Genomic DNA, 23437 nt, shown 5'->3' with positions numbered 1-23437 from the left:
TTTATATAATTAATAAATTATGCTTTTAAAGTACCTTTTGGTAAAACATTGCCTATAGCATTTCTTTGAACTTTAACAGTTAAATTATCAGCAATTTCTAAATCAACAAAAGTATCACCTAATTTAACAATTTTTCCAACTATTCCGCCACTAGTAAGAACTTCATCACCTTTAGTTAATTCAGATAACATTTTACGAAGTTCTTTATTTTTCTTTTGTTGAGGTCTAATTAAAAGGAACCAAAAGATTGCAAAGAAAACTACTAGCATCAATATAGAAGCTAATGGACTGCCTGCTTGACTACCTGCAGTATCAGCTGCGAAAGATGTTGAGCTAAATAAAGTAATCGCTGCTAAAGATAGAATTATTTTTTTCATTATTAAGTTACTCCCTAATTTAAATACATTATTATTTTTATAATTAAACGACAAAATTTTACATTACACACATGGTATTATCAAATACTATTACTTGTAGCTTGCTATAAAGTCTTTATAAAAGTTTTCAAACCTTTCTTCTTCTATAGCTTTTCTTATATTTTGCATTAGCTTTTGGTAGTAATGTAAGTTATGAATAGTATTTAGTCTTGCACCAAGTATCTCTTTAGTTTTGTCTAAGTGATGTAAATAGCTCTTTGAAAAGTTTTTACAAGTATAACAATCACAGTTTTTGTCTAAAGGAGATGTGTCCTCTTTATACTTAGAGTTTCGAATTCTAATTACTCCATCACTTGTAAATAAATGACCATTCCTAGCATTTCGTGAGGGCATAACACAGTCAAACATATCTATGCCTCTATGCACAGCTTCAACCAAGTCTTTAGGAGTACCAACTCCCATTAAATATCTTGGTTTATCTTCTGGTAATTTATAAGCTATATGATCTAAAACTCTAATCATATCCTCTTTAGGTTCACCAACAGACAAACCTCCTATAGCATAACCATCAAAATCAATTTCTTTTAATGCTGCTAATGACTCATCACGTAAATGCTCATACATACCACCTTGGACAATGCCAAATAATGCAGATGGATTATCTCCGTGAGCATCTTTAGATCTCTTTGCCCAACGCATCGATAGCTCCATAGAGTCTTTAGCTTCTTTTTCTGTTGCTGGATATGGTGTACATTCATCAAAACACATTACAATATCTGAGCCTAGATCTCTCTGAACTTGCATAGAAATTTCTGGAGATAAAAAAACTTTTGCTCCATTTATAGGAGAGCTAAAAGTTACTCCTTCTTCTGTAAGCTTTCTCATTTTACCGAGGCTAAATACTTGGAAACCACCAGAGTCTGTTAAGATAGGCTTGTCCCAGCCTATAAAATCATGTAAGTCACCATGCTTTTTCACAATATCTGTTCCTGGTCTTAGCCATAGATGAAATGTGTTACCTAATATTATCTCAGCGCCCAATTCTTTTAATTCTATAGGAGACATGGACTTAACTGCTCCATAAGTGCCAACAGGCATAAAAGCTGGAGTTTGAATATCGCCTCTTGGAAAACTGATGCTCCCCCTTCTCGCTTTATTTTGCTTATTTAATATTTTAAATTTCATTACACTCATATTATAAATATCTATATTTTAAAATTAGTACTAACTATTGCAGCTTACTATGCTATAAAAATAACTCTCTAATAGCAATAAAAATAGCTAGTCTATATCTCTAGGAAATAGTATTATTTATCCTAAAATTTATATTTAAATGAATATTTTTTATAACAGGAGTAATAAAAATGGATTTAGTAAATTTTTCATTATTAATATTTGCTTACCTATTGGGGTCTATTAATAGTGCTATTATTATATGTTATTTATTTAGGCTTCCTTCTCCTAAATCAGTAGGTTCTGGGAATCCTGGTACAACAAATGTTTTAAGAATTGGTGGGAAAGTTCCTGCAGCTTTGACTTTATTATTTGATTTGCTTAAAGGTCTTGTTCCAGTAGTTGTAGCTAACATTTATAGCAGTAGTGAATTTATAGTAGCCTTTGTTGCACTATATGCTGTTTTAGGACATATCTTTCCAATTTTCTTTGGGTTTAAAGGTGGTAAAGGTGTTGCTACTTTAATAGGAACATTATTTGGTTTTTGTTGGATAGTAGGATTAATTTTTGTAATAACATGGGTTTTAGTAGCTAAAATTACAAAATATTCTTCTCTTTCAGCTCTAATAGCAACCACTATTTCATGCTTATCTGTAATATTTCTAGCAAGTTTTAAAGTTGCTATTCCTTTTATAATAATAGCCCTTATTGTGATTATAAAACATAAAGGTAATATACAGAGATTAATCAAAGGTGAAGAAAGTAAAATTGGTGACAAGGCAAAAGCCAAAAATTAAATAGAAGGCCTATAGAATGATAAGAGTAGAAAACTTAAAAAAAGAATATATAACCAATGGAGTATCAAACCTGGTTCTTGATAATATAAATTTGGAAGTCAAGAAAGGAGAGATATTTGGTATTATTGGACATAGTGGCGCTGGAAAGAGCTCTTTACTTCGTTGTTTAAATCTACTCGAAGAACCTTCTGATGGCACAGTGTTTGTTGCAGATGAAGATATTACTAAGAAAAATCCAAAAGCTTTAAGAGCTTTTAGAAAAAATCTTGGAATGATTTTTCAACATTTTAATCTATTGTCCTCAAGAAATGTTTTTGAAAATGTAGCATTACCTTTGGAAATTCAAGGATATAGTAAACCAAATATAAAAAAGAGAGTTTTAGAGCTACTTGACTTAGTTGAGTTGCCAGGTAAAGCAAATGCTTACCCTAATGAACTAAGTGGTGGGCAAAAGCAAAAAGTTGCTATTGCCAGAGCTTTAGCATTAAATCCTTTAGTTCTACTTTCGGATGAAGCAACTTCTGCATTAGATCCAACGTCAACTAAGCAAATTCTTAGACTATTAAAGAAATTAAATAGAGAATTAAACTTAACGATTGTACTTATCACACACGAAATGGATGTGGTTAAAAATATTTGTGATAGAGTCGCCATTATAGATAAAGGGAAAATAGTAGAACTTGGAGATACTATTAATATCTTCTTAAATCCAAAAGCAGATGTTACAAGAGCTTTTGTTGAAACAAGTATTAATACAAAGATACCAAATTATTTATTATCTAAACTGCATGATAATCCTTACTCTCATGATAATCTCTTTCCTTTAGTAAGACTTACATTTTATGGCTTAAAAGGTAAAGCACCTATTATTTCACAAATATCTAAAAAATTTAATGCGAATGCTAGTATTATCCAAGCAAACATAGAAAGAATTCATGATCAAATTGTAGGAATAGCAATTTGTCATATAACTGGAGAAAGAAAAGACTGGGAAGAAGCATTAAAATTCTTATCTACTCAAGAAGTAAACTTAAAGGTACTGGGCTATGCATCAACAGATAACATCTAACCTTACTGAGCTAAATTTAATAATTGGTGCGACTTGGGAAACTATATTTATGGTTTTCATTGCTACGCTTGTAGCAGTTATTGGAGGTATTGCACTGGGTATAGTTTTATATATTACAAAAGATAGTAAGAACATATTTATAAGGGGTTCTAATAAAACTATTGGTATAGTAATAAACATTACTAGAAGTATTCCTTATATTATACTTCTAATTTTACTTTATCCTATAACTAGGATTATCGTTGGAACTACTATTGGAACTACTGCATCAATAGTACCTTTAGCAATTGCTGCCCTTCCATTCTATGCTAGATTAACAGAGTCTTCTCTAAAAGAGGTTGATAAAGGACTTATAGAAGCAGCTACAGCAATGGGAGCTACAAAATTTCAAATAATTTTTAAAGTACTTTTGCCTGAATCTAAAAGTTTATTGATAGATGCTGCTACATTAACATGTATTTCATTAATAGGTTTCTCCGCTATGGCTGGCATTGTTGGTGGCGGAGGTCTTGGTGACTTAACTTACTTTAAAGGTTATAACTATAGCAACTACACTCTTCTTTTCGGAGGGGTAATAATGCTAGTTATTCTTGTACAACTTTGCCAATCATACGGTAACTACTTGGTTGCGACAAAAAGATTAACTAGTTTATGGATTGTTACAGCTATATTAATTTTAGGTAGCGGTATTCAAATCTATTATAACAATAGTAAAGTTAACACAAATGAAATTACTGTAGGTTATGTAACTAGTCCACCTCAAGATAAGATAATGCAATTAAGTAAAAAGATTGCTAAAGAAAAGTATGGTTTAGATGTAAAACTAGTAACTTTTGGTGATTATAATATTCCAAACAGAGCATTAAATGATGGTGAAATTCAGATAAATGTTTTTCAACACATTCCTTTCTTAGAAGATCAAATAAAACAATTTGGCTATGACTTAACTTATATTGGGAAGACTTTTTTATATCCTATGGGAGTTTTTTCTAAAAAAATAGATAGTTTAGATCAATTAAAAGATGGAGCAACTGTAGCTATCCCAAATGATCCAACAAACCAGGGAAGAGCTCTAATGATCCTAGAAGATGCTGGTCTTATTAAATTGAAGAAAGATGTTAAATGGAATGCAACACCTAATAGCGTTGTAACAAATAATAAACATCTTAAGATCATTCCTTTACAAGCTGATCAAATCCCTAATAATCTTCAAGATGTTGATATAGCAGTAATTAATAATGATTACTTAGCTAAAGCTGGCTTAAGTCTTAAAGATGCATTATTTATTGAACCTAAAGATTCTCCTTTTGCGAATATTATCGCTGTACAAAAGAGTCAAAAAAATAATCCAAAACTTCAAGATTATGTTAAAGCTTATAATAATGATGAAATGATAAAACTAGTTGATGGACTTTATCCAAATGGTGCCGCTATTGCTGCTTGGTAATTAACTCTTATTATTTTGATACAAGAAAAATTCAACAAACTCAATATCTTCTTGTTTTGTTACCTTAATATTACTTCTCAAACCTTCTACAATTATTGGATTATCACCATATAATTCTAAAGCAGAAGCCTCATCTGTAACACTGTTTACTAAATTATTATTAGAACAATAATTAAATGCCTTTAATAGTTCTCCATATTTTGATAATTGAGGAGTCTGAGCCAACCAAATATTCTCTCTATTTAAAGTTTTAGTAATTTGACTATTTGTACATTCTTTTACTGTTTCAAATGCTTTAACAGCTAATATTCCAGAATTTGAGTTAACATTAGAGTTAGATACTTCTTTAAAGAGTTTCTTAACATTTTCTATATTTATACAAGGTCTAGCAGCATCATGAACAAATATCCAATCTTCTTTATCAGTACTATCTTTTATAAAGCTAAGAGCATTATAAACGCTGTGAAATCTTGTCTTTCCACCAATACAAGTTTTTACAAGTGAATGATTTGCAAACTCTGATTCAATCCAGTATTTATCTTTATCACTTAAAGAAATTATTACTAGATCAAAAAATGGTTCTTTCAAAAGAGCTAAGATTGTATTATCAAGAATGGTTTTATTATTACTTAGTTTAAGATATTGTTTTGGCAGATCTAATTCCATCCTCGAGCCAATGCCTGCAGCTGGAATAATTAATATTTTTTTAGGGTTACTCGACACTATAAAAAACTTCTCCTTTTTTAATGTATCCAAGATTTTCTCTAGCTAAGTTTTCTAAAACATTGTTATTATCTCTTAGCGAAACTACTTCAGAATATAGCTTTTGATTATTTAATTCCTTATTAGTAATCTCTTGTTTTTCTTCAACAACTTTAGATCTCAAGCTTTTAAGCTTCAAATATCCTGTATCACTAAACCAGAAGCTATATTGTAAAGAAACTATTAGTAAAATAACTACTGTTATAAAAGCATAAAAAGGAGTATTTGTTTTTACCTTCATTTAAATATTATTCTTCTACACTTATAACAACGTTTTCTGTTTCTTTTACAATTGTCTCTTTTACTTCTTCATTTACATGGTTATTCTCATCTTCTTGAGCTGAAGCAAATACAAAAGCTTTTATTCCTGGATAGATAGCATTCTCACCAAGTTCTTCCTCTATTCTTAAAAGCTGATTATATTTAGAAATACGATCAGATCTGCATAAAGAACCAGTTTTAATTTGACCTGAACAAGTAGCTACTGCTAAATCAGCTATTATAGTATCAGAAGTCTCACCTGAGCGATGAGAAACAACACAAGTATAACCAGCTTGACCAGCCATAGCCATAGTTTCAAATGTTTCAGTCAATGATCCAATTTGATTTAATTTAACTAGAATAGAATTAGCAACACCCTTTTCTATTCCTTGAGCTAGAATACTTGCATTAGTTACAAATAAGTCATCGCCAACTAATTGAACTTTGTCACCTAATTTTTCAGTTAAAAGTTTCCAACCATTCCAGTCTTCCTCTGCTAATCCATCTTCTATAGAAACGATAGGATATTTCTCTACCCATTCAGCATAATAGTTTACCATTTCTTCTGAAGTAAGAGATTTGTTCTCTGATTTTAGCTCATATCTACCATCCTTGTAGAATTCACTACTAGCAGGATCTAGTGCGATAAATACATGTTTACCTGGCTCATATCCAGCTTTTGTAATAGCTTTTAAAATAGCTTCAATAGCAGATTCGTTTGATGGTAAATTTGGAGCATAACCACCCTCATCACCGACTCCTGCTACTGTGTAGCCATCTTCTATAAGAACTTTTTTAAGTGTATGAAAAACCTCCGTACCACATCTTAAAGCTTCTGAAAAAGTATCAAACCCTGCTGGTACAATCATAAACTCTTGCATATCAACATTGTTATCAGCATGAGCACCACCATTTATAACGTTCATCATAGGAACAGGCATTAAATACTCTTTTACATCCATTAAATAACGATAAAATGGTTTTCTCAAATGAGATGCTGCTGCTCTAGCTGTAGCTAAAGAAACTCCCAAAATAGCGTTTGCTCCAAGCTCTCTTTTATTTTCTGTCCCATCTAATTCGATCATAGTTTTATCAACTAATCTTTGATCTAAAGCATCAATACCTTTTATTGCTTGAGCTATCTTTGTATTAACATTTTCTACAGCTTTATAAACACTTTTGCCTAAATAAATATCTTTATTACCATCTCTTAACTCTAAAGCTTCTCTAATACCAGTAGATGCTCCCGATGGCACAGCCGCTCTACCAAAAGCACCACTTTCTAATATTACATCAACTTCAACTGTTGGATTTCCTCTAGAATCTAAAATTTGTCTTGAAACTACTTTCTGAATTAATGATGACACAATGATCTCCTTTATTTTAATAAGTAAGTAAAATAGTACTTAAAATGTCTTTGATAAATTATAGGTTAGAGTTATAACCTTTGCAATTAGTACACACAACTTAAGCATAATAATATTTATTAATTATATTAAACTCCACAAGATATACTATATTTTATTTTTGACATTTTTTATCAAAATTAGTTGTCACTTTTTGGCAAATAAAGTTGACATTATTTTTTGCGGCACTTATACTCGACCATGAACTGACAACATAAGGAGTCAAAAATGAATAAAGAAACAGTAAAGGGCAGATGGAATGAATTTGTCGCTACTATGAAAAAAAAGTATGCTGAAATTAAAGATGATAAAGAGTTAGAAACAAAAGCGAATGTAGAAAAATTTGCGGCACATTTACAAGCTAAATATGGAATAGCGAAAGAAGAAGCAGAAAAACAAGCAAAAGAATTTGGAAAAGAGTTTAAATAAGAAATGAGGAGAAAATAATATGTTTACTAAAAATAAAAAGAAAATAGCTTTAACGATTTTATTATCAACTTTGGTATCACCTGTAGTTTTTGCAGGAAACCTTTCAGATGCTGGTGAAAGCATGGATAATGCCGGAAGCAATATAGCAGATGCTGCTTCTAGTACAGGAAATGCTGTAGCAAATAAATCATCAGATGCATGGCAAGCTACTAAAGAAGGAGCCTCTGATGCGGGAGATGCAATAGCAGATACATCTTCAGATGCATGGGATTCTACTAAAGAAGGAGCTTCTAAGGCAGCTGGTTATGTTTCTGACAAAACTAGTGATGCTGCAGATGCAATGGATCCAAGAAGCCCAACTGAAAAAGCTGGGGATGCTTTAGATAATGCTGGTGATGCTGTAGCAGATAAAGCACAAGATGCTAAAGATGCTATAGATCCTCGTGGACCAATGGAAAAAGCCGCTGATCAAGTTGAAGATTGATTAAGTTTCTTCCTAATTCTAAAAAATATGTTAAGCAAACAAAATATCTTAACAAATTTCTTTTTACCTTTTCTTGTAAATATTTTCTTAACATCTTTATATATGTATCTTTATCATGGACAATTAATGTATTTAAATCTTGTTGAAAGTATACAAAAGTTTTTGCCAATAAGTATTTCAATATTTTTTGTAACTTTTATAACTATACATACTTCTGGAAATTCTTTTCTATCTAAAAAAATATCAATAACTCAAGATATATTTTATTTTAAGAATAATCTGATCTGTAAAAATTATATTAGTTTTGTTTTTTCAAAGTTATTAACAGTAAATATCTGTATATATTTATTAACAGTAGTTTTTGATAAATCTGCGAATATAGTTAAAGAATCTTTTTTATTAAATCAATTTCTATCAATTGTTTTATTAAGTAGTTTTTTTTATATATTACTAAATTTACTTCGGATAATTAAATTGCTAAGAAGTGTTACTTATGAGGATGATTCATTAGTTTAGATAAAGTTATTTTGCAAAGAATTTTTCTGCTATGTTTATAGTTTTTTGGATATCTTCATCAGTATGAGCTATAGACATAAATCCTGCTTCATATGCAGATGGAGCAAAATATACTCCATTATCTAGCATATATGCAAAAAATTTATTAAACATTTTTATATCACATTTAGCTAAATCAGAGAAACTATTTATTTCTATATTACTATCACAAAAAAATAAACCAAACATACTACCTAAAGCTTTGGCATGAAAAGGAAAGTTCTTAGCTTTTGCAACACTATTCAAACCATCAACTAAAGTTATTGTTTTCTTAGTTAATTCTTCATAAAAACCAAGTTCAGTTATTTTTTCTAAAGTTTTTAAACCAGCTTTCATAGCTATAGGATTTCCAGATAATGTGCCTGCTTGATAAACAGATCCCGCTGGTGAAATTAATTGCATAATTTCTTTCTTACCACCAAATGCACCTACAGGCATTCCACCACCTATTACTTTCCCTAAGGTAGTAAGATCAGGTTTTATGTTATATAAGTCTTGAGCACCTTTTAAAGCAACTCTAAATCCTGTCATAACTTCATCAAAAACGAGTAAGCTACCATATTCATCACATAGTTTTCTCAATTCGGTTAGAAAGTCTTTATATGGCATAATAAGGTTCATATTGCCTGCTACTGGCTCAACAATAATACAGGCAATACTATTTCCATGTTTTTTGAATAAGTCTTTCACAGAATTTATATCATTAAAACTAGCAACTAATGTATCTTTTACAACATCTTTTGGTACACCTGGAGAATTTGGTTCACCTAATGATAATGCTCCCGAGCCGGCAGCCACAAGAAATTCATCAGCATGACCATGATAGCACCCTTCAAACTTGATGATTTTATCTTTTTTTGTATATGCTCTAGCTAAACGGATAGCACTCATAGTAGCTTCTGTACCAGAGTTTACAAATCTAACTTGCTCAATATTTGACATAATACTGATAATCTTTTTAGCAAGTTCAATTTCTAATTTACAAGGAGCGCCATAACTTAAACTGTTAAAAGTCTGCTGTTGTACAGCCTCAATAACCTCATCATCTGCATGTCCTAATATCATTGGTCCCCATGAACCAACATAGTCTATATATTGATTATTATCTTCATCAAATACATAAGCTCCTTTAGCAGAACTTATAAACCTAGGATATTCTTGCCCTACACTTCTAAAAGCTCTAACTGGTGAATTCACACCACCTGGGATATATTTTTTTGCTTCTTCAAAAAGTTTTTTTGAGTTTGAATAATCTCTGCTCATCTTAATATGACCTCATTTTTTCAAGTCTTTTTTCAATTGCTTCAACCAATAAACCTGCTGCATTTATCCCTGTATTTTTATAAATTTCCTGAATGCCTGTTGGGCTAGTAATATTAATTTCAGTAAGTTTATTTCCAATAACATCAATACCTGCAAACATAACACCGTGTGTTTTTAATTTTAATGCTACATCTTTAGCGATTTGGTATTCAACTAAATCTAATTCTCTAACCTCAGCTGTGGCGCCAGCTGCTAGATTACCTCTATTATCTTTATCACTAGGTATCCTAGCTAAACAATAATTAATAGGTTCACCATCAACTATTAATATTCTTTTGTCACCTTTTGATATTGCGGCTTGATAGTCTTGAACCATAATATATTTAGTTTGATGTTCAGTAAGCATTTCAAGGATAACATTTTTATTTTTATCACCATCTTTGATTCTAAAAATAGAGCTACCACCCATTCCATCTAAAGGTTTAACTATAATATCTTTATGCTGTTCATAAAATTCATTAATCTCTGCATAGCTTCTTGTCACAAGGGTTTGAGGAGAATATTGAGGAAAGTTAGATATAGCAACTTTTTCATTATAGTCTCTTAAAGCTCGAGGATTATTGACTATAAGAACATTAGCCTTTTTTGCTAAATCTAACATATATGTAACATATATATACTCCATATTAAATGGAGGGTCTTTTCTCATTAAAATAACATCTAAGTCAGTTAGAGCCATTTTATGTTCACTTTCTATTGTATACCAACTACTTTCACTATTATGATTAAACTTAAATACCTTAGCATTACCAAAAGGAACGCCATTTAGAATACTTAAATCATTTAAGTAAAAAGCATATATATCCCAACCTTTATCATGGATAGCATTTAGCATCATGTATGTACTATCTTTTCCTATATTAAAGGTTTCCAATCTATCAATAATAAAACCAACTTTCATATATTAACCTACTTTTTTACCTATATAATTTTTCAAATCTTTATAACCATTTAATATATCTGCAATATTGAGCATTTTTTTACCAGGAAATTGTAATTGCTTGAATCTAATAACTTTATCGGCTGTGGCCACATCAAAGCCATTCTTACTTATATCCAAAATCTCACCAAAGTTATTACTATTAATTTTAGAGTCTAATATCTCAAACTCTCCAACCTTAATTGTTTCATTATTTAGTATAAAATATGCTGATGGCCATGGAGTAAATGCTCTTATTTGACAGCTTATTTCAGCTGATTTCTTAGAAAAATCAATATTTCCTTCTTCTTTTGATATCTTATGAGCATAAGTAATATCACCATTTTGCTTTTGAGGCTCGCTAGTTTCAATATTATTTAAAACCTCTAGCAATGGCTTAATAGAAAGCTTTGCAAATTTATCATGTAATGTCTGTGAAGTATCTGTATCTAATATATCTATTTCTAAAATTTTTAGAATGTCGCCAGTATCTAAACCCTCATCCATTTGCATGATACAAACTCCAGTTTTTTTATCTCCAGCTTGAATTGCTCTTTGTATTGGTGCAGCACCTCTCCATCTTGGTAGAAGTGAAACATGGATATTTAAACAACCATATTTTGGAATATCTAAAAATTCTTTAGGAACAATAATTCCATATGCAATAACAACAATTACATCAGGATTTAAATTTTTTATATCTTCTAAAACTTCAGGATTCTTTTTAAATGACAACGGCTGAAAAACCGGTATGTTATGATCTAGAGCAATTTCTTTTACTGGAGAGTATTGAACTTTTTTTCCTCTGCCTTTTGCTCTATCTGGTTGAGTTAAAACTGCTTTAATATTGTGTTCAGTCTTATATAAATCTTTTAATACTTGTGCAGATATGTCCGGAGTACCCGCAAAAACTATATCCAGCTTTTTCATAATAACTAATCCCTAAAAGCATAAGCTTGAAGATTAACTGTACTTAATTCATTTAACTGCCCTTCTGGAAAAAAGCACATATATCTTACAGTATTCGTACCATTAGCAGCTGCTAACCTAACAGCTTCTTCTAGGTCTTTATTGCACGCTCTTTCAAAATCTTGAGGATTTTTAACGTTTATAGAAGCTCTAATAGATCCTATAGCATTATCAAATTCACCTTTATAAAGTTTATTTTGGCTATATTTTAAATCAAAAGCTTTTACATTATCTGGATCTATGCTTGGCAACCTTATATCATGAGCTGGTAAAAAAACGCCATGAGGCTTTATTGGTTCATTTGTATAAAATAAAACAGCACATATTGCGAAAACAACTAGTAAAACACCTAAATATAATAAATTTTGTGAAAACCTATTCATCAGACTTATCTTAAACTTTAAAACTAGCTAAATTTTATCATATCTTAGAAAAGATAATTTACTAATAGTCAGTAAAAACTAAAAAGAATGTAGATTTATCAATTATTTATTTCTAATTTCCCAACAATTATGGATATTTTTATTTGATAAGAAATCTCTAGATAAACATTTTTTGTCTATGTTTTCACAAGCATATTTATCAATAATGCTTTGAGCCATTTTAAAACGACGATAGTTATTAGAGAAAAATAAAACACCATCTTTGTTTAAAGATTCCATAGCTAGATTTATAAGCATTTCATGATCTCTTTGTACATCTAAAATATCTTCCATTCTCTTTGAGTTAGAAAAGGTTGGTGGATCTAAAAATATAACGTCAAATTTTTGTTTATTGTTTTTTAGCCATTGAATACAGTCAGCTTGAATAAAACTATGTTTAGATCTATCAATAGTATTTAGATCAAAGTTTTTCATACCCCATTCAAGATATGTGTTAGACATATCAACATTTGTAGTTTTTGCTCCATTTAAAGCAGCATGAACACTTGCTGTACAAGTATAAGAGAAAAGGTTCAACATAGTTTTATCTTTACTAGATTTGGCAACTAATTGCCTAATTTTTCGATGATCTAAGAAAATACCTGTATCTAAATAATCTGTAAAATTTACATAAAATTTAGCATCTGCTTCTTTTATTACGTAAAATTCTTTTTTTGTATCAGCCTTTTCATACTGATTTGCACCCTTTTGTCTTTGTCTAACTCTTGTATAGATATTTTCATAAGGGATATTTAGTATATTATGTATTTGATATATAGATTGAAAAAATCTTTGTTTAGCTATTTGAGGATTAATAGTAGCATCTGCTTTATATTCTTGTAGGTAAACTTTATCACCATAAACATCAACTGCTATAGCAAATGTAGGTATATCTGCATCATATAAACGAAAACATTCTATATCACTCTGATTTAACCAAGGTTTCAAATTATTTAGATTTTTCTTAAGTTTATTGGCAAAAGCTATATGCTCATCAGATTTTTCTGCTGAATATTCTGCTAATCTAATATTTTTTTCTAATTGAGTTTCATGTTTAAATCTTGATTCTTTATTAATATTAAATTGGTATAGGACTACCTCAATAGCACCATTATAAAATTTATTTTTTCTAACTGCCCTATATTGAAGCTCTTTTACTGAATCATAAAAGCTTGTGATTATAGCAATATTCCAACCTTCGAAATCTTTCTCAAGAGCTTTATCGAATTGAGTAAATGAATCAATTAATTTAGGGATTCTATCACCAAAAAGTCTTTCTCCATAAGGAGGGTTCATAATCATTAAACCACCATCTGTTGGAAAAATATTTTTAATATCTCTAATATCTTGCTGTTTGATATTTATTACATCTTCTAATCCAGCTATTTCAATATTTTTCTTAGCTTTTTCTAATATGTAATTATCAATATCATAGCCTTGGATAATTGCATTTGAACACTTTACTTTAGACTCTGCCTCTTCTAATAAATTAGACCATAGCTTTTGATCATGTAATTTTGAATCAAAAACCTTAAAGTCTGGGTTTAATAATGCCGGTGCAATATTTTTAGCCATCAACGCAGCTTCAATAAGTATAGTTCCTGAACCACACATTGGGTCAACTAATACAGGATTCTCATTTTGCAATTGCTCTAACCATCCTGATTTAATAAGGATAGCTGCAGCTAAATTTTCTTTTAGTGGAGCATAACCTTGGAAGTTTCTATAACCTCTTCTATGTAAACTGTCATTATTTATACATAGAAAAATATTTACATATTCTTTATTCAAATGGATTTTAATTACATTATCAGGAGTCTTTTGATCAACATCTGGTCTGATATCATATTTATCTCTAAACTGATCAACTATCGCATCTTTAACCTTTTGTGATATAAACATAGAGTTATTGAAATCATAATGACTACCAGATATTATGATCTTGAAGCTTTTCTCAACGGAAAAATATTCATCCCAATTTATAGAGCTAGCAAAGTCATATAGCTCTTCTTGAGTTTTGACTCTACTAGTTTGTATTTTAAGCATTACTTGACTGGCTAAATATGAGTATATGCAAACTTTATAAGCATCCTCTATAGATCCTTCAAACTCTACACCAGCTAATTTTTCTTGAGAAAAAATACCTAACTTTTCTAACTCATCCTTTAAAAGAAGTTCCAACCCCTTAGGGCAACTTACAAAAAATAGATTATCTTGCATGATTATAAAAATATAAAAAATATAAGGACTATAATAACTTAATCAATAAAAATAACAATCGCTAAGTAAAAATCCATTTTTACCAAGACATAAATCTATTTATTTTGTCCAAAAAACCAAGTAAAACCTGCAGATACCATACTCATTGCCGCTTTTGCATTTGGTTGCTGCATACCACCACCTGCTACAGGATCAGGACCTACTGTTTCAATATATCTGTACATAACGCCGACATTTAGATGTTTTGAGAGTACGAAGTTAAGACCTCCACCAACATCCCATGCGCCTTTAACAGGACCAGAAAGATTTGACCAGCCAGCTCCTCCAGCAAAGCTTGGCATAACCATAGTTCCTGTTGGGATCATAATTACACCCTCACCTATCCCAGTAAATGTGCCTCCTAAAGACATCATTTGGTTATATTGAATACCAAAATATTTATTGAAATTATAACCTGGCATAATCATCACATTTGCCATTGGACCACGCATTACACCATTATAGGCAGGAATACTGCTACCAACCATAACTCCTAAGTGCCATTGACCAGATCTGTTTTCAGGTCCCCAAGTATCATCCTCATTTGTCAAGGAACTCCATGTACTAGCAAAAGGTTTTATAAAGTAGTTTGAGGTAATGCTATTAGAGTCATCAGTATTAATATTATTTGGAGAAATATTTGTTTCATCATTACTACCAAAAGATATGCTAAATATACTTAAAAGCATAAAAGTAGTTATTAGAAATTTTTTACTCACAGAACAGTATTTTTTAAAAAATAGATGGAAATAATATATTTTTTTTATTTAAAGTACAAATTATTTTGCCCCAATCCTATGTAGGATTGACATTAGAAAAATTAATACTATAATGAAACTTCGAATACTCGCATAGCTCAGTTGGTTAGAGTACTACCTTGACATGGTAGGGGTCACTGGTTCGAATCCAGTTGCGAGTACCAATAATATAAACACTTTTAGCCTTGTTAATCAAAAACTCTATAAACTGACAGGTAACAAATATGTAACAATTTGTTTTACTTTTTTATCTATATGAATTTTAAATATCTGAAACGCTAGTAGATTTAGATGACCGCTGGGTTATATAAATCTTTTACAATAGTGTTTCTAACTATTAATTTATGCGAAGCATTACGCCTTGCTTACAACTAAGGGCGGATGATATTGAGAAACTCTAGCCTATGGGGTTTATTTGATAGCTTGATTATTTACTTACTTTGACAAAAGTAATAAATAAACTTAAAAATAAAGTAAAAATATTATTTTTATTGTGATACTTTAATTCATTTTTTTTTAGAGTTATCTGAGAAAAATAAGGTTATTTCACCTTATTATCTTAAACAGAATAAAGATCATATAAGTCGTGTAAGATAACAAACTCTTTTAAAATATCAAAAAGGCTTTCTCTACTTAATTTATTCATAAGTTATATTTTACTTTTTCCTATTTTTATCAAGCACTCTCTTTAGGCAACCATAGATCAGCTAATTCAGATGAACTTAGTTTAGTAGTAGTTTGGTGTTGTACCATCTACACTTCCTCCATCCATATCTATGTCATCTACTCCAGAGGCTGCTAATAGCTCTGCTATCTTATTTGAGTTAACTGATAAATCTAATGCAAATCCATCATTAGCATCTATCTCTAAACCTTGATTAGTGTATTGACTAGTAAAATAATCATCTACTATTACTGAGCCTAATGGATCGCTATCAAAACTAATTAGTAAGTCTTCTCCATCTCTACGGATAGTATTAAAAAATACCGTTACCCTATAGAAATCATTAGTTATGCTATGTGGATCTACCATAGATCTAATATGAGCTATAGAGATGTTGAAGAAAAGTTTATTTTATAGAGAGCTATTGATAGTGAAGGCTTTGGACTAGATGTATTTTTTCTACAAAAGCGAAAAAATAAAAAGGCTGCAAGTAGGTTTCCTACCTAGAGTTCTTAAATCTTATCCGTTACCTATGGTAATCGTTACGAATAAGCTTCCGAGTTATACAAAGCCAATAAAATATATGACAGATGCTGAGCACAGAAGACATAAAGATAAGTTTAAGAAGCTATCAGTATTTGGCGAGAAGCTGCTAAAGAGGTGCTGTATCTAAAATTAAGCATTTAGGCTTTTTCTAAACTGAATAAGTTAACTTGACGGCGACTAACTTAGTTATCTAGTATAGCTCTTTTGTTAAAATATTGGTTAAGAAACAAAGCCAGTTTGAGGCGCTTTTTTCTCACACTTTTTTTACAATTAGCTAGTTATTATCCGCAAATACTCCCTAAATTTTTTCAAACCATTGTTTCTTTGATGTCCATTTTGATATATTGTCAATATTTTGTTGATTTATCATATTAAAATTTTTAAGTTTTTTAATCATTAGTTCAAAATCATATGTAGAAAACTTTGTATTTAATTTTAAACTAACTAATGTTTGAAGCATTTCTTCAGAAAAAAAGTACGTACTAAAAGGTTTGTGATCTACAATATTGTTATAAGATATATGAGATAGATCTTTCATCATGAAATTTAGCAATATATTTCTATCTTTATACATATCTAATATAGTTTGCTTATCAAGATTTATTTCCGCTGCTATTAATGAAGGACTTTCAACAAGTTTATATAAATTGACATGTAAATGTTTGTTTTTAGATTCGCCCTCAGGAATTATACATTTCCTTAAATACCCCTGACCTGCACGTATGTTAGCTGGTAATAATAAGAGTTCTTTTTCTCCTGCATATAGTGAGTAAGACTGCATATTTATTCCTCTAGGATAAATAAATATTGACTCTTTATGTGAATTTCTATTTTTTTCATAAAAAAACATATTAAAAGGATCAAAAGATGTACTTATAAAACCTTCAAAAGAGTTCAGAAAAAGCTTTTCTCTATCTTTTATAATGTTTGGAGGGAGCTTGGAATGTTCCTCAATTCTATATGAGAGATTCATAGTATTATTTGAATTACATGCTGAACAAAGAAATATTATTGTTAATAAAAAGAATAGTAAGCTATCCTTATCATTATTGAGTACATTTATTTCTTTAAAAATATTATTAAGGGAGTATGCTCGAAGATAATTATTTATATTAGAAAAATATAAATCCGTAGAATAAATATAACAAGCAACTCTTTGAACGACATTTAACTCATCTTCCATCTTCAATAATTTATCAAACATTTTCTTAAAATCTTGGTGATCCTTTTTTCCTAAAAAAGATAAGTAATCATGAGATAGATTAAAATAATAATTTATAGCTAGTTCTATACGATTAAAATTTGAAATAACTATTTGATGCAAATTAGAACAATAAAATAAATCATCTATATATAAAGTATTTGAACCTAATGATATTTCACCATACTTAATATTCTCTATTTTAACATTATTTATATTCTCTACAATATCTAAGATAATTTCTGAATATCTATTCATATTTATTGGACCAAATTCTAAATCATCCGTTTCAAAAGGAATATTATTTAGATTTTTATACTTTATTTCTTTTGAAATTAATAGGTTTGGCATAATTTATATTCTTTTTTTATTATCAATAGTAACAAATCACAGGAACTTTTCAAGGTAACCAACTACGTTGGCAACTTTTATCCTAGCCAATCTATACCTTTCTGATACAATATAAATCAACTTCGTTTGATTTATATTTCACCCCTATCCGACTGCCAAGTAAAATCCAAGAGCTTCTCCAAACCAAGAATGGTTGGTGGAATTATACGAAAAAAACAGAAGATGTAATAAGAGATGGAGTCATTGAGTCTATAGTCAAAATGCTTAGTTGCGGTTCTCGTGCTAGAGAGTATCACCACTGTTGCGCTGTGAAGATCAAACGTGTAAACATTCAAAGAATGTGGCACATAGCTGCTCTCATACAGATACTGCCAAACATGCAAGGTTAAGCCAAACAAATGACTGGATTATAGAAATTCTACCCAATTGTATCATTCTAACTATGCCAGATACTTTATGACCAATATTCAAAGATATTAAGTCTCTAAACAAACTACCCAAAGTAGCTGCTGATATTTTTAATAAAAAAGCCTATATAGAAAATATAAATGCTCTGTGGAGTAATCTTATGCATACTAGTTTTATAAGGAGTTAGCTATAGCTGCTAAAATAAAATACTCGTCTTGTTTATCTTGCAAAATCACAGGGAAAGTTCTTGGATTGAAATACTCTGTTTTTAAGTCAACCGCCTTTGCCCTAAAGCCTTGAGCCTTGATTGCCCTTAAAAGATTGACTTCTGAAATATTGCCATCTGGCTCTGCATATTCGTGGATTATTTGTTTAGGGTCTACTGCTATTTTGTTGAAGTTAGCAATCTGGCAAAATGAATATATTCCACTATGCATAATTTTAATTTTCTTAAAACAAAATTAAACTAAATGGTATATAATTTTTATTCAAATTTAAACAATAATTTTGCACGCTATGTCAAGACTTTTTACAGCAATTATTCTATTGCTTACAATTTCACAAGCTAGTGCTTTTGCTAGTAGATATTTCTGTCCTGCATCAGAAGATTTCAAACAAGAAAATAATCAGCTTGTAGCAACTACTAATTATTATAATATTAAACATACATGGGTAGGCTTTGATAAAAATCCATCTGGATTTCCAGAATCTCCTCAACTATTCAAAGGGGCCACATTAGCAAATTGTAAAGATGGTACTTGTGATTTGATTTGTGTCTACTACTCAAATGTAGAAGATCATACTATTGAAGCTAGTTCAAATCATAAACCTAATCAAACCAAGTTCATAATCAATGAAAATATAAATGCTTATCTAAAAAACTTCCAATGCCAATTCACTGAACATGTGGATTGTCCCTTTATTGTTGAGACTGTATAGTTTTAAACTCAAACCACTGCCAAACATCATGAGTTAGATTAAATTGTCGCTTCTGTCAGTTAGTTGATATAGTAACTGACTTTATCGATTTCATAGCTTTCTCAACCATTTGAGCCTTAGATTGATCTGGCATTACATATCTAACTTTGTTTATCTGATTAGCTTTTATCATTTTTAGATATTGAACTATTATCTGCTGATAGCGATATTTACTCTTTATTGTTCGCTCAGCCTCTATAGCTATCTTTTGGTTCTCTTGAGTAATGATAATAGCATCAGGTCGTTTGACATTTTTGCCACCAAACCACTCATCAGTTAGCCATCTACCACTAATAAATCTATGGTTTTGTTTAATAGCTTGTAAATGTATCTGCTGACATAGAAACTTATGCAATAGCTGACTATGTTTAAGTTTGCTTATTTCAAAACCTCTTCTATCAAGATGATTAGTTTCAGCCATACCTTGTGAAGTGATACCAATTATCTTATAGGCTTTATTAGGTTCTTCTACACTTGGTAAGTTTATTTCTTTAGCCAAGTTAAGCTTTTCTAATCTCTTAATAAAATGACTTATACCTTGATTAGATGTTATACCAGTAACCTCTTTTAATATTTGTCTATTTGTATAAACTTCATCAGCTAGAAAATCTAATGCAAGCATTATTCTTTTATTACCCTGCTCAATTAGATCTTTCCGCCCTCTTGTCTCAATCATAAAGCCTCCATAATGTTTTTGTCGTCATCTTTTGGATTTGTGTCTGATTGATAACGCTTTGCTTGTATAAGAGTTGGATATTCAGTATCACTTGGATATCTAAGCACATCTGTTTGCACTAATTTAGCTTCTCCTTGTCCGATAAAGATTCTTCACCATATTTATCAAATACTTTTTTTATGTAGATCATACATACAGCTAACACCATCTAACTCTTTCTCCTAGTAGTTTTATCTAGCATCTCTAGAGAATTGAGCATAATAGTTAGCGTCTGTATCTTTGATCTTTAAAGATGGGAACAGTAAGTTAGTTAGCTCTTTAAATTTACATGGACTACAGTCTTGTAATAAGTCAATTTGCGGTCTGTTATAATCTTTAAAGTTAATCCAATGAAATCTTTTACCCATTTTTTCATATACTATGTCAAGAAAACACAATATTAATTCTTGACAAAATGTTTAGGTCTAGATAGTACCTTCAGTCTTTACTTGTTGTGGATATTAGAAATTAAAAATTTCAAATATTCTCACAAGTTCTATTATTTGTTTTGTCACAATCTTTGGATAAATGGATATGTCTATACATACTTAAATTATTAAGCATTATCACGATGTCACGCTTTTGACACAACAAAATTGTTCTCATCTATTATCTATATAAAATATTCCTTATCGGTAATATTTAGAGATAAATATATGAAAAGCGTATATAATAATACCGTACGGTAATAAATTGTTAATTTGTTTGAAGTTACTGTATAGACTCTTACCGATGGGGAATATGATATGCAAAAAAACATATTTGATAGTAAAGACCTAGGTTTATTAATTAGGAAAGCTAGAAAAAAACAAGGCTTAACTCAAGCTGATCTTGCTGGCATTTCTGGACTAGGAACTAGATTTATAGGTGAAGTCGAAAATGGTAAAAGTACGGCTCATATTGGAAAAGTTGTACAACTTGCTAGTAGTTTAGGTTTGGTAATTTCTGTTGGCTGTGATTGGATGGAGGATTGATAATGTCTAACCAACTAAATGTTTATTTAAAAGACATACATATTGGATATTTAAAAAAACAAGATTCAAAACTAAGCTTTAACTATTCAAAAGAATATTTAGATTTAGAGAATGCTCAACCTATATCCATAAGTATTCCTTTATCTAAAAACGAATATAAGCATAATGTAGTTCACCCATTTTTTTCTGGATTACTACCTGATGAGCCTGCTAGATCAAGATTAGCAAAATATTTACATATTTCTAATAAGAATACTTTTGAGCTTCTCAAAGCTATTGGTGGTGAATGTGCTGGTGCTATTTCAGTATATGATGGTCAACCGTTAGTCGATAATTATACAAAAAATGATTATCGTATTTTAAAGAACGATGAAGCTTATAAGCTTTTTAATGAGCTAAAAGTTCGTCCTTTACTTATTGGTGAAGATGATTTTAGAATCTCTGGAGCTGGTGCTCAAGATAAGATGATGATTTCTTTCGTAGATAATCAAGTTGCTATACCTCTGCACAATACTCCATCTACTCATATTATTAAACCAGCTATTAGTGAATTAAATGATACTGTCTTTAATGAGTTTTTTTGTATGCGATTAGCTATTGCTATGGGATTAAACACTTCAAAGCCAGATATTATTTGGTTAGAAAATAATCCTTTTTATATAGTAGAGAGATATGATAGAGAAGTCTCTCCTGATGGAAAAATTATTAGACTTCATCAAGAAGATTTCTGTCAAGCTATGGATATTGAACCAGATATTAAATATCAAAATGAGGGTGGACCTTCTATTATTGATTGTTTTGAATTAATAAATACTCTTATTAAACATGGTAAGATGTCGCTAACTAATAAAGTAGCTCTGTTTGATGCTAGTATTTTCAATTTTTTAATAGGAAATGGCGATGCTCATGCAAAAAACTTTTCACTATTATATAGAAACTCAAAAATAGAGCTTGCTCCTTTATATGATATTTTATCAACTATAATTTATGGGCAGCCATATCAAAAGGCTAAAATATCAATGAAGGTTTATAGTAAATATAAGTTCTGCCAGATACAAAAAATACACTTTATAGAACTAGGCAAGTCTATTGGCTTCAAAGATTCTTATTGTATAAAAAGAATACAAAATATTGCTAGTAAAATATTACCTATTGCAAAACAACTTCAACAAGACTTAAATACTGACAATAAATATAAATCTGAAATTTATCAAAATATTATAGATCTTATAGAAAAAACATCTAAACAAATAAGTTAATACAATATCATGGTATACAAAAAATTATATATAGCTCAAAATACTGAAAACAAAGGTTTTAAGACTGATTTATTTTCCGGTCACTTCTAGCCTATTCTAGTGCTATTTTGGAATAAATATTATTAAATTAATTACTTTGGAGCTATCCTAGATAAGTTTACTTTAAACTCTCTCTAACCCAGTGTCTAATTAGCTTTAGCTGCTCCTTAGAGTCACTGTGGTTAAACCTCCACTCACACTCTTTCAAAAACAAGTAAAAATGCTCTCTAGGAACTAGGAATACCATTAAATTTTCTTAAATGTCTCTTTGCTTGATTCCAGAAATTCTCTATACCATTTATATGATTATGCTTTTTAGCAAATAACTTACTATGATTAATTCTGTAATGTTTAAACTCAAATTATTGGTAGTAAAGTATCAACTCTTAGCATCTGGAAGAATTACTGTGTATACCTTCACATTACGTTTAAGTAAACTAAATACAGGAATTTTACCACCAGCTCCTCTACCTCGTTTTCCTTTACGAGTTCCTCCAAAGTAACTTTCATCTACTTCAATTTCTCCAGCAAACATTTCTAAATGCTCACTGTTTTGATAAATAAGTAATCTTAATCTATGAAAATAATAGCTGGCTGTAGTCTTTGTTTACTGATACTAATTCTGATGCAGTTCGTGCCGTACTTCCTGCTATAAATAACTCTATTAACTTGTCTTGTTTGTATGAACTTAACCTACTTCTTCTCATCAAAACCATCCTAACATAACTTAGTTATCTAGGACAGCCCCAAATTTTTTATAATCTAAAATGGAATATACTAAAAAATATATTTTTTATTCTATGCAGAAGTTCCGTTTAAGTTTTCAATATTATTAAGAAATTAATATTTATTTGTAGCATAATCTTCTTTAGATAGTAGAAAGAAAATAAAA

At 30.1% G+C, this 23437-nt stretch carries 26 protein-coding genes, 1 tRNA gene and 1 pseudogene; 10 read left to right on the top strand and 18 right to left on the bottom strand.

Annotated features, from left to right (window positions below; translation table 11 throughout):
* Positions 1-17: 17 nt before the first annotated feature.
* A complete protein-coding gene (gene yajC, locus KX01_RS06015; protein ID WP_071664127.1) occupies positions 18-377 on the bottom strand; it encodes a preprotein translocase subunit YajC in 360 nt (119 codons plus the stop codon).
* Between the two features lie 90 nt (positions 378-467).
* Positions 468-1571, bottom strand: coding sequence for a tRNA guanosine(34) transglycosylase Tgt (gene tgt / locus KX01_RS06010; protein WP_071664126.1), 1104 nt, complete (start codon positions 1569-1571; stop codon positions 468-470).
* A gap of 170 nt (positions 1572-1741) precedes the next feature.
* On the opposite strand from tgt, the gene plsY reads away from it, so the two are divergent.
* Genes plsY through KX01_RS05995 form a run of 3 tightly spaced genes read left to right on the top strand, consistent with a single transcriptional unit; the run spans position 1742 to position 4863 of the window.
* A complete protein-coding gene (gene plsY, locus KX01_RS06005) occupies positions 1742-2347 on the top strand; it encodes a glycerol-3-phosphate 1-O-acyltransferase PlsY (protein WP_071664125.1) in 606 nt (201 codons plus the stop codon).
* A gap of 16 nt (positions 2348-2363) precedes the next feature.
* Positions 2364-3416, top strand: coding sequence for a methionine ABC transporter ATP-binding protein (locus KX01_RS06000; RefSeq protein WP_071664124.1), 1053 nt, complete (start codon positions 2364-2366; stop codon positions 3414-3416).
* Positions 3394-4863, top strand: a complete 1470-nt coding sequence (locus KX01_RS05995) for a MetQ/NlpA family ABC transporter substrate-binding protein (protein ID WP_071664123.1) — start codon at positions 3394-3396, stop codon at positions 4861-4863. The genes KX01_RS06000 and KX01_RS05995 overlap by 23 nt, the downstream gene beginning before the upstream one ends.
* Here the strand turns inward: KX01_RS05995 and KX01_RS05990 are convergent, their stop codons facing one another.
* From KX01_RS05990 to eno, 3 genes are read right to left on the bottom strand one after another with little or no spacing between them, the layout of a single operon-like run.
* The gene (locus tag KX01_RS05990) at positions 4864-5529 is read right to left on the bottom strand and encodes an IspD/TarI family cytidylyltransferase (protein ID WP_083578941.1); all 666 of its coding nucleotides are present in this window, start codon (positions 5527-5529) and stop codon (positions 4864-4866) included. It abuts the gene before it with no gap.
* Between the two features lie 46 nt (positions 5530-5575).
* Positions 5576-5866, bottom strand: a complete 291-nt coding sequence (locus tag KX01_RS05985) for an FtsB family cell division protein (protein ID WP_071664121.1) — start codon at positions 5864-5866, stop codon at positions 5576-5578.
* 7 nt (positions 5867-5873) lie between these two features.
* Positions 5874-7253 (bottom strand): phosphopyruvate hydratase, encoded by a 1380-nt coding sequence (eno, locus tag KX01_RS05980; RefSeq protein WP_071664120.1) that lies wholly within the window; start codon positions 7251-7253, stop codon positions 5874-5876.
* A 267-nt stretch (positions 7254-7520) separates the two neighbouring features.
* Between eno and KX01_RS05975 the strand changes: the two genes are divergently transcribed.
* The 3 genes from KX01_RS05975 to KX01_RS05965 are packed head-to-tail and all read left to right on the top strand — an operon-like array spanning position 7521 to position 8721.
* Positions 7521-7721 carry a CsbD family protein gene (locus tag KX01_RS05975; protein ID WP_071664119.1) on the top strand — a complete coding sequence of 67 codons (201 nt, stop codon included), beginning with the start codon at positions 7521-7523 and terminating at the stop codon, positions 7719-7721.
* A gap of 19 nt (positions 7722-7740) precedes the next feature.
* Positions 7741-8205: a hypothetical protein gene (locus KX01_RS05970; protein ID WP_071664118.1), complete on the top strand. Its 465-nt coding sequence runs from the start codon at positions 7741-7743 to the stop codon at positions 8203-8205.
* 27 nt (positions 8206-8232) lie between these two features.
* Positions 8233-8721 (top strand): hypothetical protein, encoded by a 489-nt coding sequence (locus KX01_RS05965; protein WP_071664117.1) that lies wholly within the window; start codon positions 8233-8235, stop codon positions 8719-8721.
* A gap of 6 nt (positions 8722-8727) precedes the next feature.
* Here KX01_RS05965 and hemL read toward each other — a convergent pair whose 3' ends face one another.
* The 6 genes from hemL to KX01_RS05935 form a co-directional block, all read right to left on the bottom strand.
* On the bottom strand, positions 8728-10023 hold the full coding sequence (gene hemL, locus KX01_RS05960) for a glutamate-1-semialdehyde 2,1-aminomutase (RefSeq protein ID WP_071664116.1): 1296 nt from the start codon (positions 10021-10023) through the stop codon (positions 8728-8730).
* 1 nt (position 10024) lies between these two features.
* Positions 10025-10984: a glutathione synthase gene (gshB, locus tag KX01_RS05955; protein ID WP_071664115.1), complete on the bottom strand. Its 960-nt coding sequence runs from the start codon at positions 10982-10984 to the stop codon at positions 10025-10027.
* Between the two features lie 3 nt (positions 10985-10987).
* The gene (gene fmt / locus KX01_RS05950) at positions 10988-11932 is read right to left on the bottom strand and encodes a methionyl-tRNA formyltransferase (RefSeq protein ID WP_071664114.1); all 945 of its coding nucleotides are present in this window, start codon (positions 11930-11932) and stop codon (positions 10988-10990) included.
* Between the two features lie 5 nt (positions 11933-11937).
* A complete protein-coding gene (gene fvfA / locus KX01_RS05945) occupies positions 11938-12354 on the bottom strand; it encodes a Francisella virulence factor A (RefSeq protein ID WP_071664113.1) in 417 nt (138 codons plus the stop codon).
* A 102-nt stretch (positions 12355-12456) separates the two neighbouring features.
* Positions 12457-14613, bottom strand: coding sequence for a bifunctional 23S rRNA (guanine(2069)-N(7))-methyltransferase RlmK/23S rRNA (guanine(2445)-N(2))-methyltransferase RlmL (rlmKL, locus tag KX01_RS05940; RefSeq protein WP_071664112.1), 2157 nt, complete (start codon positions 14611-14613; stop codon positions 12457-12459).
* Between the two features lie 95 nt (positions 14614-14708).
* Positions 14709-15371 (bottom strand): hypothetical protein, encoded by a 663-nt coding sequence (locus KX01_RS05935; RefSeq protein WP_232223319.1) that lies wholly within the window; start codon positions 15369-15371, stop codon positions 14709-14711.
* A 126-nt stretch (positions 15372-15497) separates the two neighbouring features.
* Here KX01_RS05935 and KX01_RS05930 point away from each other — a divergent pair.
* Positions 15498-15574: transfer RNA gene (locus KX01_RS05930), tRNA-Val, on the top strand.
* Positions 15575-16137: 563 nt separating this feature from the next.
* Here KX01_RS05930 and KX01_RS05925 read toward each other — a convergent pair.
* The 3 genes from KX01_RS05925 to KX01_RS05910 form a co-directional block, all read right to left on the bottom strand.
* Positions 16138-16443 carry a hypothetical protein gene (locus KX01_RS05925; protein WP_071664111.1) on the bottom strand — a complete coding sequence of 102 codons (306 nt, stop codon included), beginning with the start codon at positions 16441-16443 and terminating at the stop codon, positions 16138-16140.
* A 475-nt stretch (positions 16444-16918) separates the two neighbouring features.
* Positions 16919-18172, bottom strand: coding sequence for a hypothetical protein (locus KX01_RS05915; RefSeq protein ID WP_071664109.1), 1254 nt, complete (start codon positions 18170-18172; stop codon positions 16919-16921).
* A gap of 581 nt (positions 18173-18753) precedes the next feature.
* Complete coding sequence (locus tag KX01_RS05910) at positions 18754-19017, bottom strand: cysteine peptidase family C39 domain-containing protein (protein WP_071664108.1); 264 nt, start codon at positions 19015-19017, stop codon at positions 18754-18756.
* A gap of 79 nt (positions 19018-19096) precedes the next feature.
* Between KX01_RS05910 and KX01_RS05905 the strand changes: the two genes are divergently transcribed.
* Positions 19097-19519, top strand: a complete 423-nt coding sequence (locus KX01_RS05905; RefSeq protein WP_071664107.1) for a hypothetical protein — start codon at positions 19097-19099, stop codon at positions 19517-19519.
* 55 nt (positions 19520-19574) lie between these two features.
* On the opposite strand, the gene KX01_RS09550 is transcribed toward KX01_RS05905, so the two are convergent.
* The 3 genes from KX01_RS09550 to KX01_RS05895 all read right to left on the bottom strand — a co-directional run bounded on the left by KX01_RS09550 (position 19575) and on the right by KX01_RS05895 (position 20674).
* Positions 19575-20234 (bottom strand): TriL protein, encoded by a 660-nt coding sequence (locus tag KX01_RS09550; RefSeq protein WP_232223318.1) that lies wholly within the window; start codon positions 20232-20234, stop codon positions 19575-19577.
* On the bottom strand, positions 20231-20353 hold the full coding sequence (locus KX01_RS09580) for a hypothetical protein (RefSeq protein ID WP_269556685.1): 123 nt from the start codon (positions 20351-20353) through the stop codon (positions 20231-20233). The genes KX01_RS09550 and KX01_RS09580 overlap by 4 nt, the downstream gene beginning before the upstream one ends.
* Before the next feature lie 111 nt (positions 20354-20464).
* Positions 20465-20674 carry a hypothetical protein gene (locus tag KX01_RS05895; RefSeq protein ID WP_071664106.1) on the bottom strand — a complete coding sequence of 70 codons (210 nt, stop codon included), beginning with the start codon at positions 20672-20674 and terminating at the stop codon, positions 20465-20467.
* 345 nt (positions 20675-21019) lie between these two features.
* Between KX01_RS05895 and KX01_RS05890 the strand changes: the two genes are divergently transcribed.
* Together KX01_RS05890 and KX01_RS05885 are read left to right on the top strand one after the other, a co-directional pair.
* Positions 21020-21247 carry a helix-turn-helix transcriptional regulator gene (locus tag KX01_RS05890; RefSeq protein ID WP_071664105.1) on the top strand — a complete coding sequence of 76 codons (228 nt, stop codon included), beginning with the start codon at positions 21020-21022 and terminating at the stop codon, positions 21245-21247.
* A 2-nt stretch (positions 21248-21249) separates the two neighbouring features.
* A complete protein-coding gene (locus KX01_RS05885) occupies positions 21250-22506 on the top strand; it encodes a type II toxin-antitoxin system HipA family toxin (RefSeq protein ID WP_071664104.1) in 1257 nt (418 codons plus the stop codon).
* A 157-nt stretch (positions 22507-22663) separates the two neighbouring features.
* On the opposite strand, the pseudogene KX01_RS09310 reads toward KX01_RS05885, so the two are convergent.
* Positions 22664-23252, bottom strand: a pseudogene (locus KX01_RS09310) (transposase).
* Positions 23253-23437: the final 185 nt, after the last annotated feature.

This window comes from Francisella frigiditurris (assembly GCF_001880225.1).
GTDB classification, from domain to species: Bacteria; Pseudomonadota; Gammaproteobacteria; order Francisellales; family Francisellaceae; genus Francisella; species Francisella frigiditurris.
Note: the sequence above shows the minus strand (reverse complement) of the source record. Positions and strands in the feature narration are given on the sequence as shown.

Bases quoted from the DNA above. Each gene is read 5' to 3' on its own strand.
- yajC (WP_071664127.1), bottom strand. From the start codon at position 377: ATGAAAAAAATAATTCTATCTTTAGCAGCGATTACTTTATTTAGCTCA.
- plsY (WP_071664125.1), top strand. From the start codon at position 1,742: ATGGATTTAGTAAATTTTTCATTATTAATATTTGCTTACCTATTGGGG.
- KX01_RS05910 (WP_071664108.1), bottom strand. From the start codon at position 19,017: ATGCATAGTGGAATATATTCATTTTGCCAGATTGCTAACTTCAACAAA.
- KX01_RS05890 (WP_071664105.1), top strand. From the start codon at position 21,020: ATGCAAAAAAACATATTTGATAGTAAAGACCTAGGTTTATTAATTAGG.
- KX01_RS05915 (WP_071664109.1), bottom strand. From the start codon at position 18,172: ATGCCAAACCTATTAATTTCAAAAGAAATAAAGTATAAAAATCTAAAT.
- KX01_RS05990 (WP_083578941.1), bottom strand. From the start codon at position 5,529: ATGGAATTAGATCTGCCAAAACAATATCTTAAACTAAGTAATAATAAA.
- KX01_RS06000 (WP_071664124.1), top strand. From the start codon at position 2,364: ATGATAAGAGTAGAAAACTTAAAAAAAGAATATATAACCAATGGAGTA.
- KX01_RS05925 (WP_071664111.1), bottom strand. From the start codon at position 16,443: ATGGTAGATCCACATAGCATAACTAATGATTTCTATAGGGTAACGGTA.
- hemL (WP_071664116.1), bottom strand. From the start codon at position 10,023: ATGAGCAGAGATTATTCAAACTCAAAAAAACTTTTTGAAGAAGCAAAA.
- KX01_RS09550 (WP_232223318.1), bottom strand. From the start codon at position 20,234: ATGATTGAGACAAGAGGGCGGAAAGATCTAATTGAGCAGGGTAATAAA.
- KX01_RS05975 (WP_071664119.1), top strand. From the start codon at position 7,521: ATGAATAAAGAAACAGTAAAGGGCAGATGGAATGAATTTGTCGCTACT.
- rlmKL (WP_071664112.1), bottom strand. From the start codon at position 14,613: ATGCAAGATAATCTATTTTTTGTAAGTTGCCCTAAGGGGTTGGAACTT.
- KX01_RS05970 (WP_071664118.1), top strand. From the start codon at position 7,741: ATGTTTACTAAAAATAAAAAGAAAATAGCTTTAACGATTTTATTATCA.
- KX01_RS05965 (WP_071664117.1), top strand. From the start codon at position 8,233: ATGTTAAGCAAACAAAATATCTTAACAAATTTCTTTTTACCTTTTCTT.
- KX01_RS05985 (WP_071664121.1), bottom strand. From the start codon at position 5,866: ATGAAGGTAAAAACAAATACTCCTTTTTATGCTTTTATAACAGTAGTT.
- tgt (WP_071664126.1), bottom strand. From the start codon at position 1,571: ATGAGTGTAATGAAATTTAAAATATTAAATAAGCAAAATAAAGCGAGA.
- fvfA (WP_071664113.1), bottom strand. From the start codon at position 12,354: ATGAATAGGTTTTCACAAAATTTATTATATTTAGGTGTTTTACTAGTT.
- KX01_RS05905 (WP_071664107.1), top strand. From the start codon at position 19,097: ATGTCAAGACTTTTTACAGCAATTATTCTATTGCTTACAATTTCACAA.
- KX01_RS05885 (WP_071664104.1), top strand. From the start codon at position 21,250: ATGTCTAACCAACTAAATGTTTATTTAAAAGACATACATATTGGATAT.
- gshB (WP_071664115.1), bottom strand. From the start codon at position 10,984: ATGAAAGTTGGTTTTATTATTGATAGATTGGAAACCTTTAATATAGGA.
- fmt (WP_071664114.1), bottom strand. From the start codon at position 11,932: ATGAAAAAGCTGGATATAGTTTTTGCGGGTACTCCGGACATATCTGCA.
- KX01_RS05995 (WP_071664123.1), top strand. From the start codon at position 3,394: ATGCATCAACAGATAACATCTAACCTTACTGAGCTAAATTTAATAATT.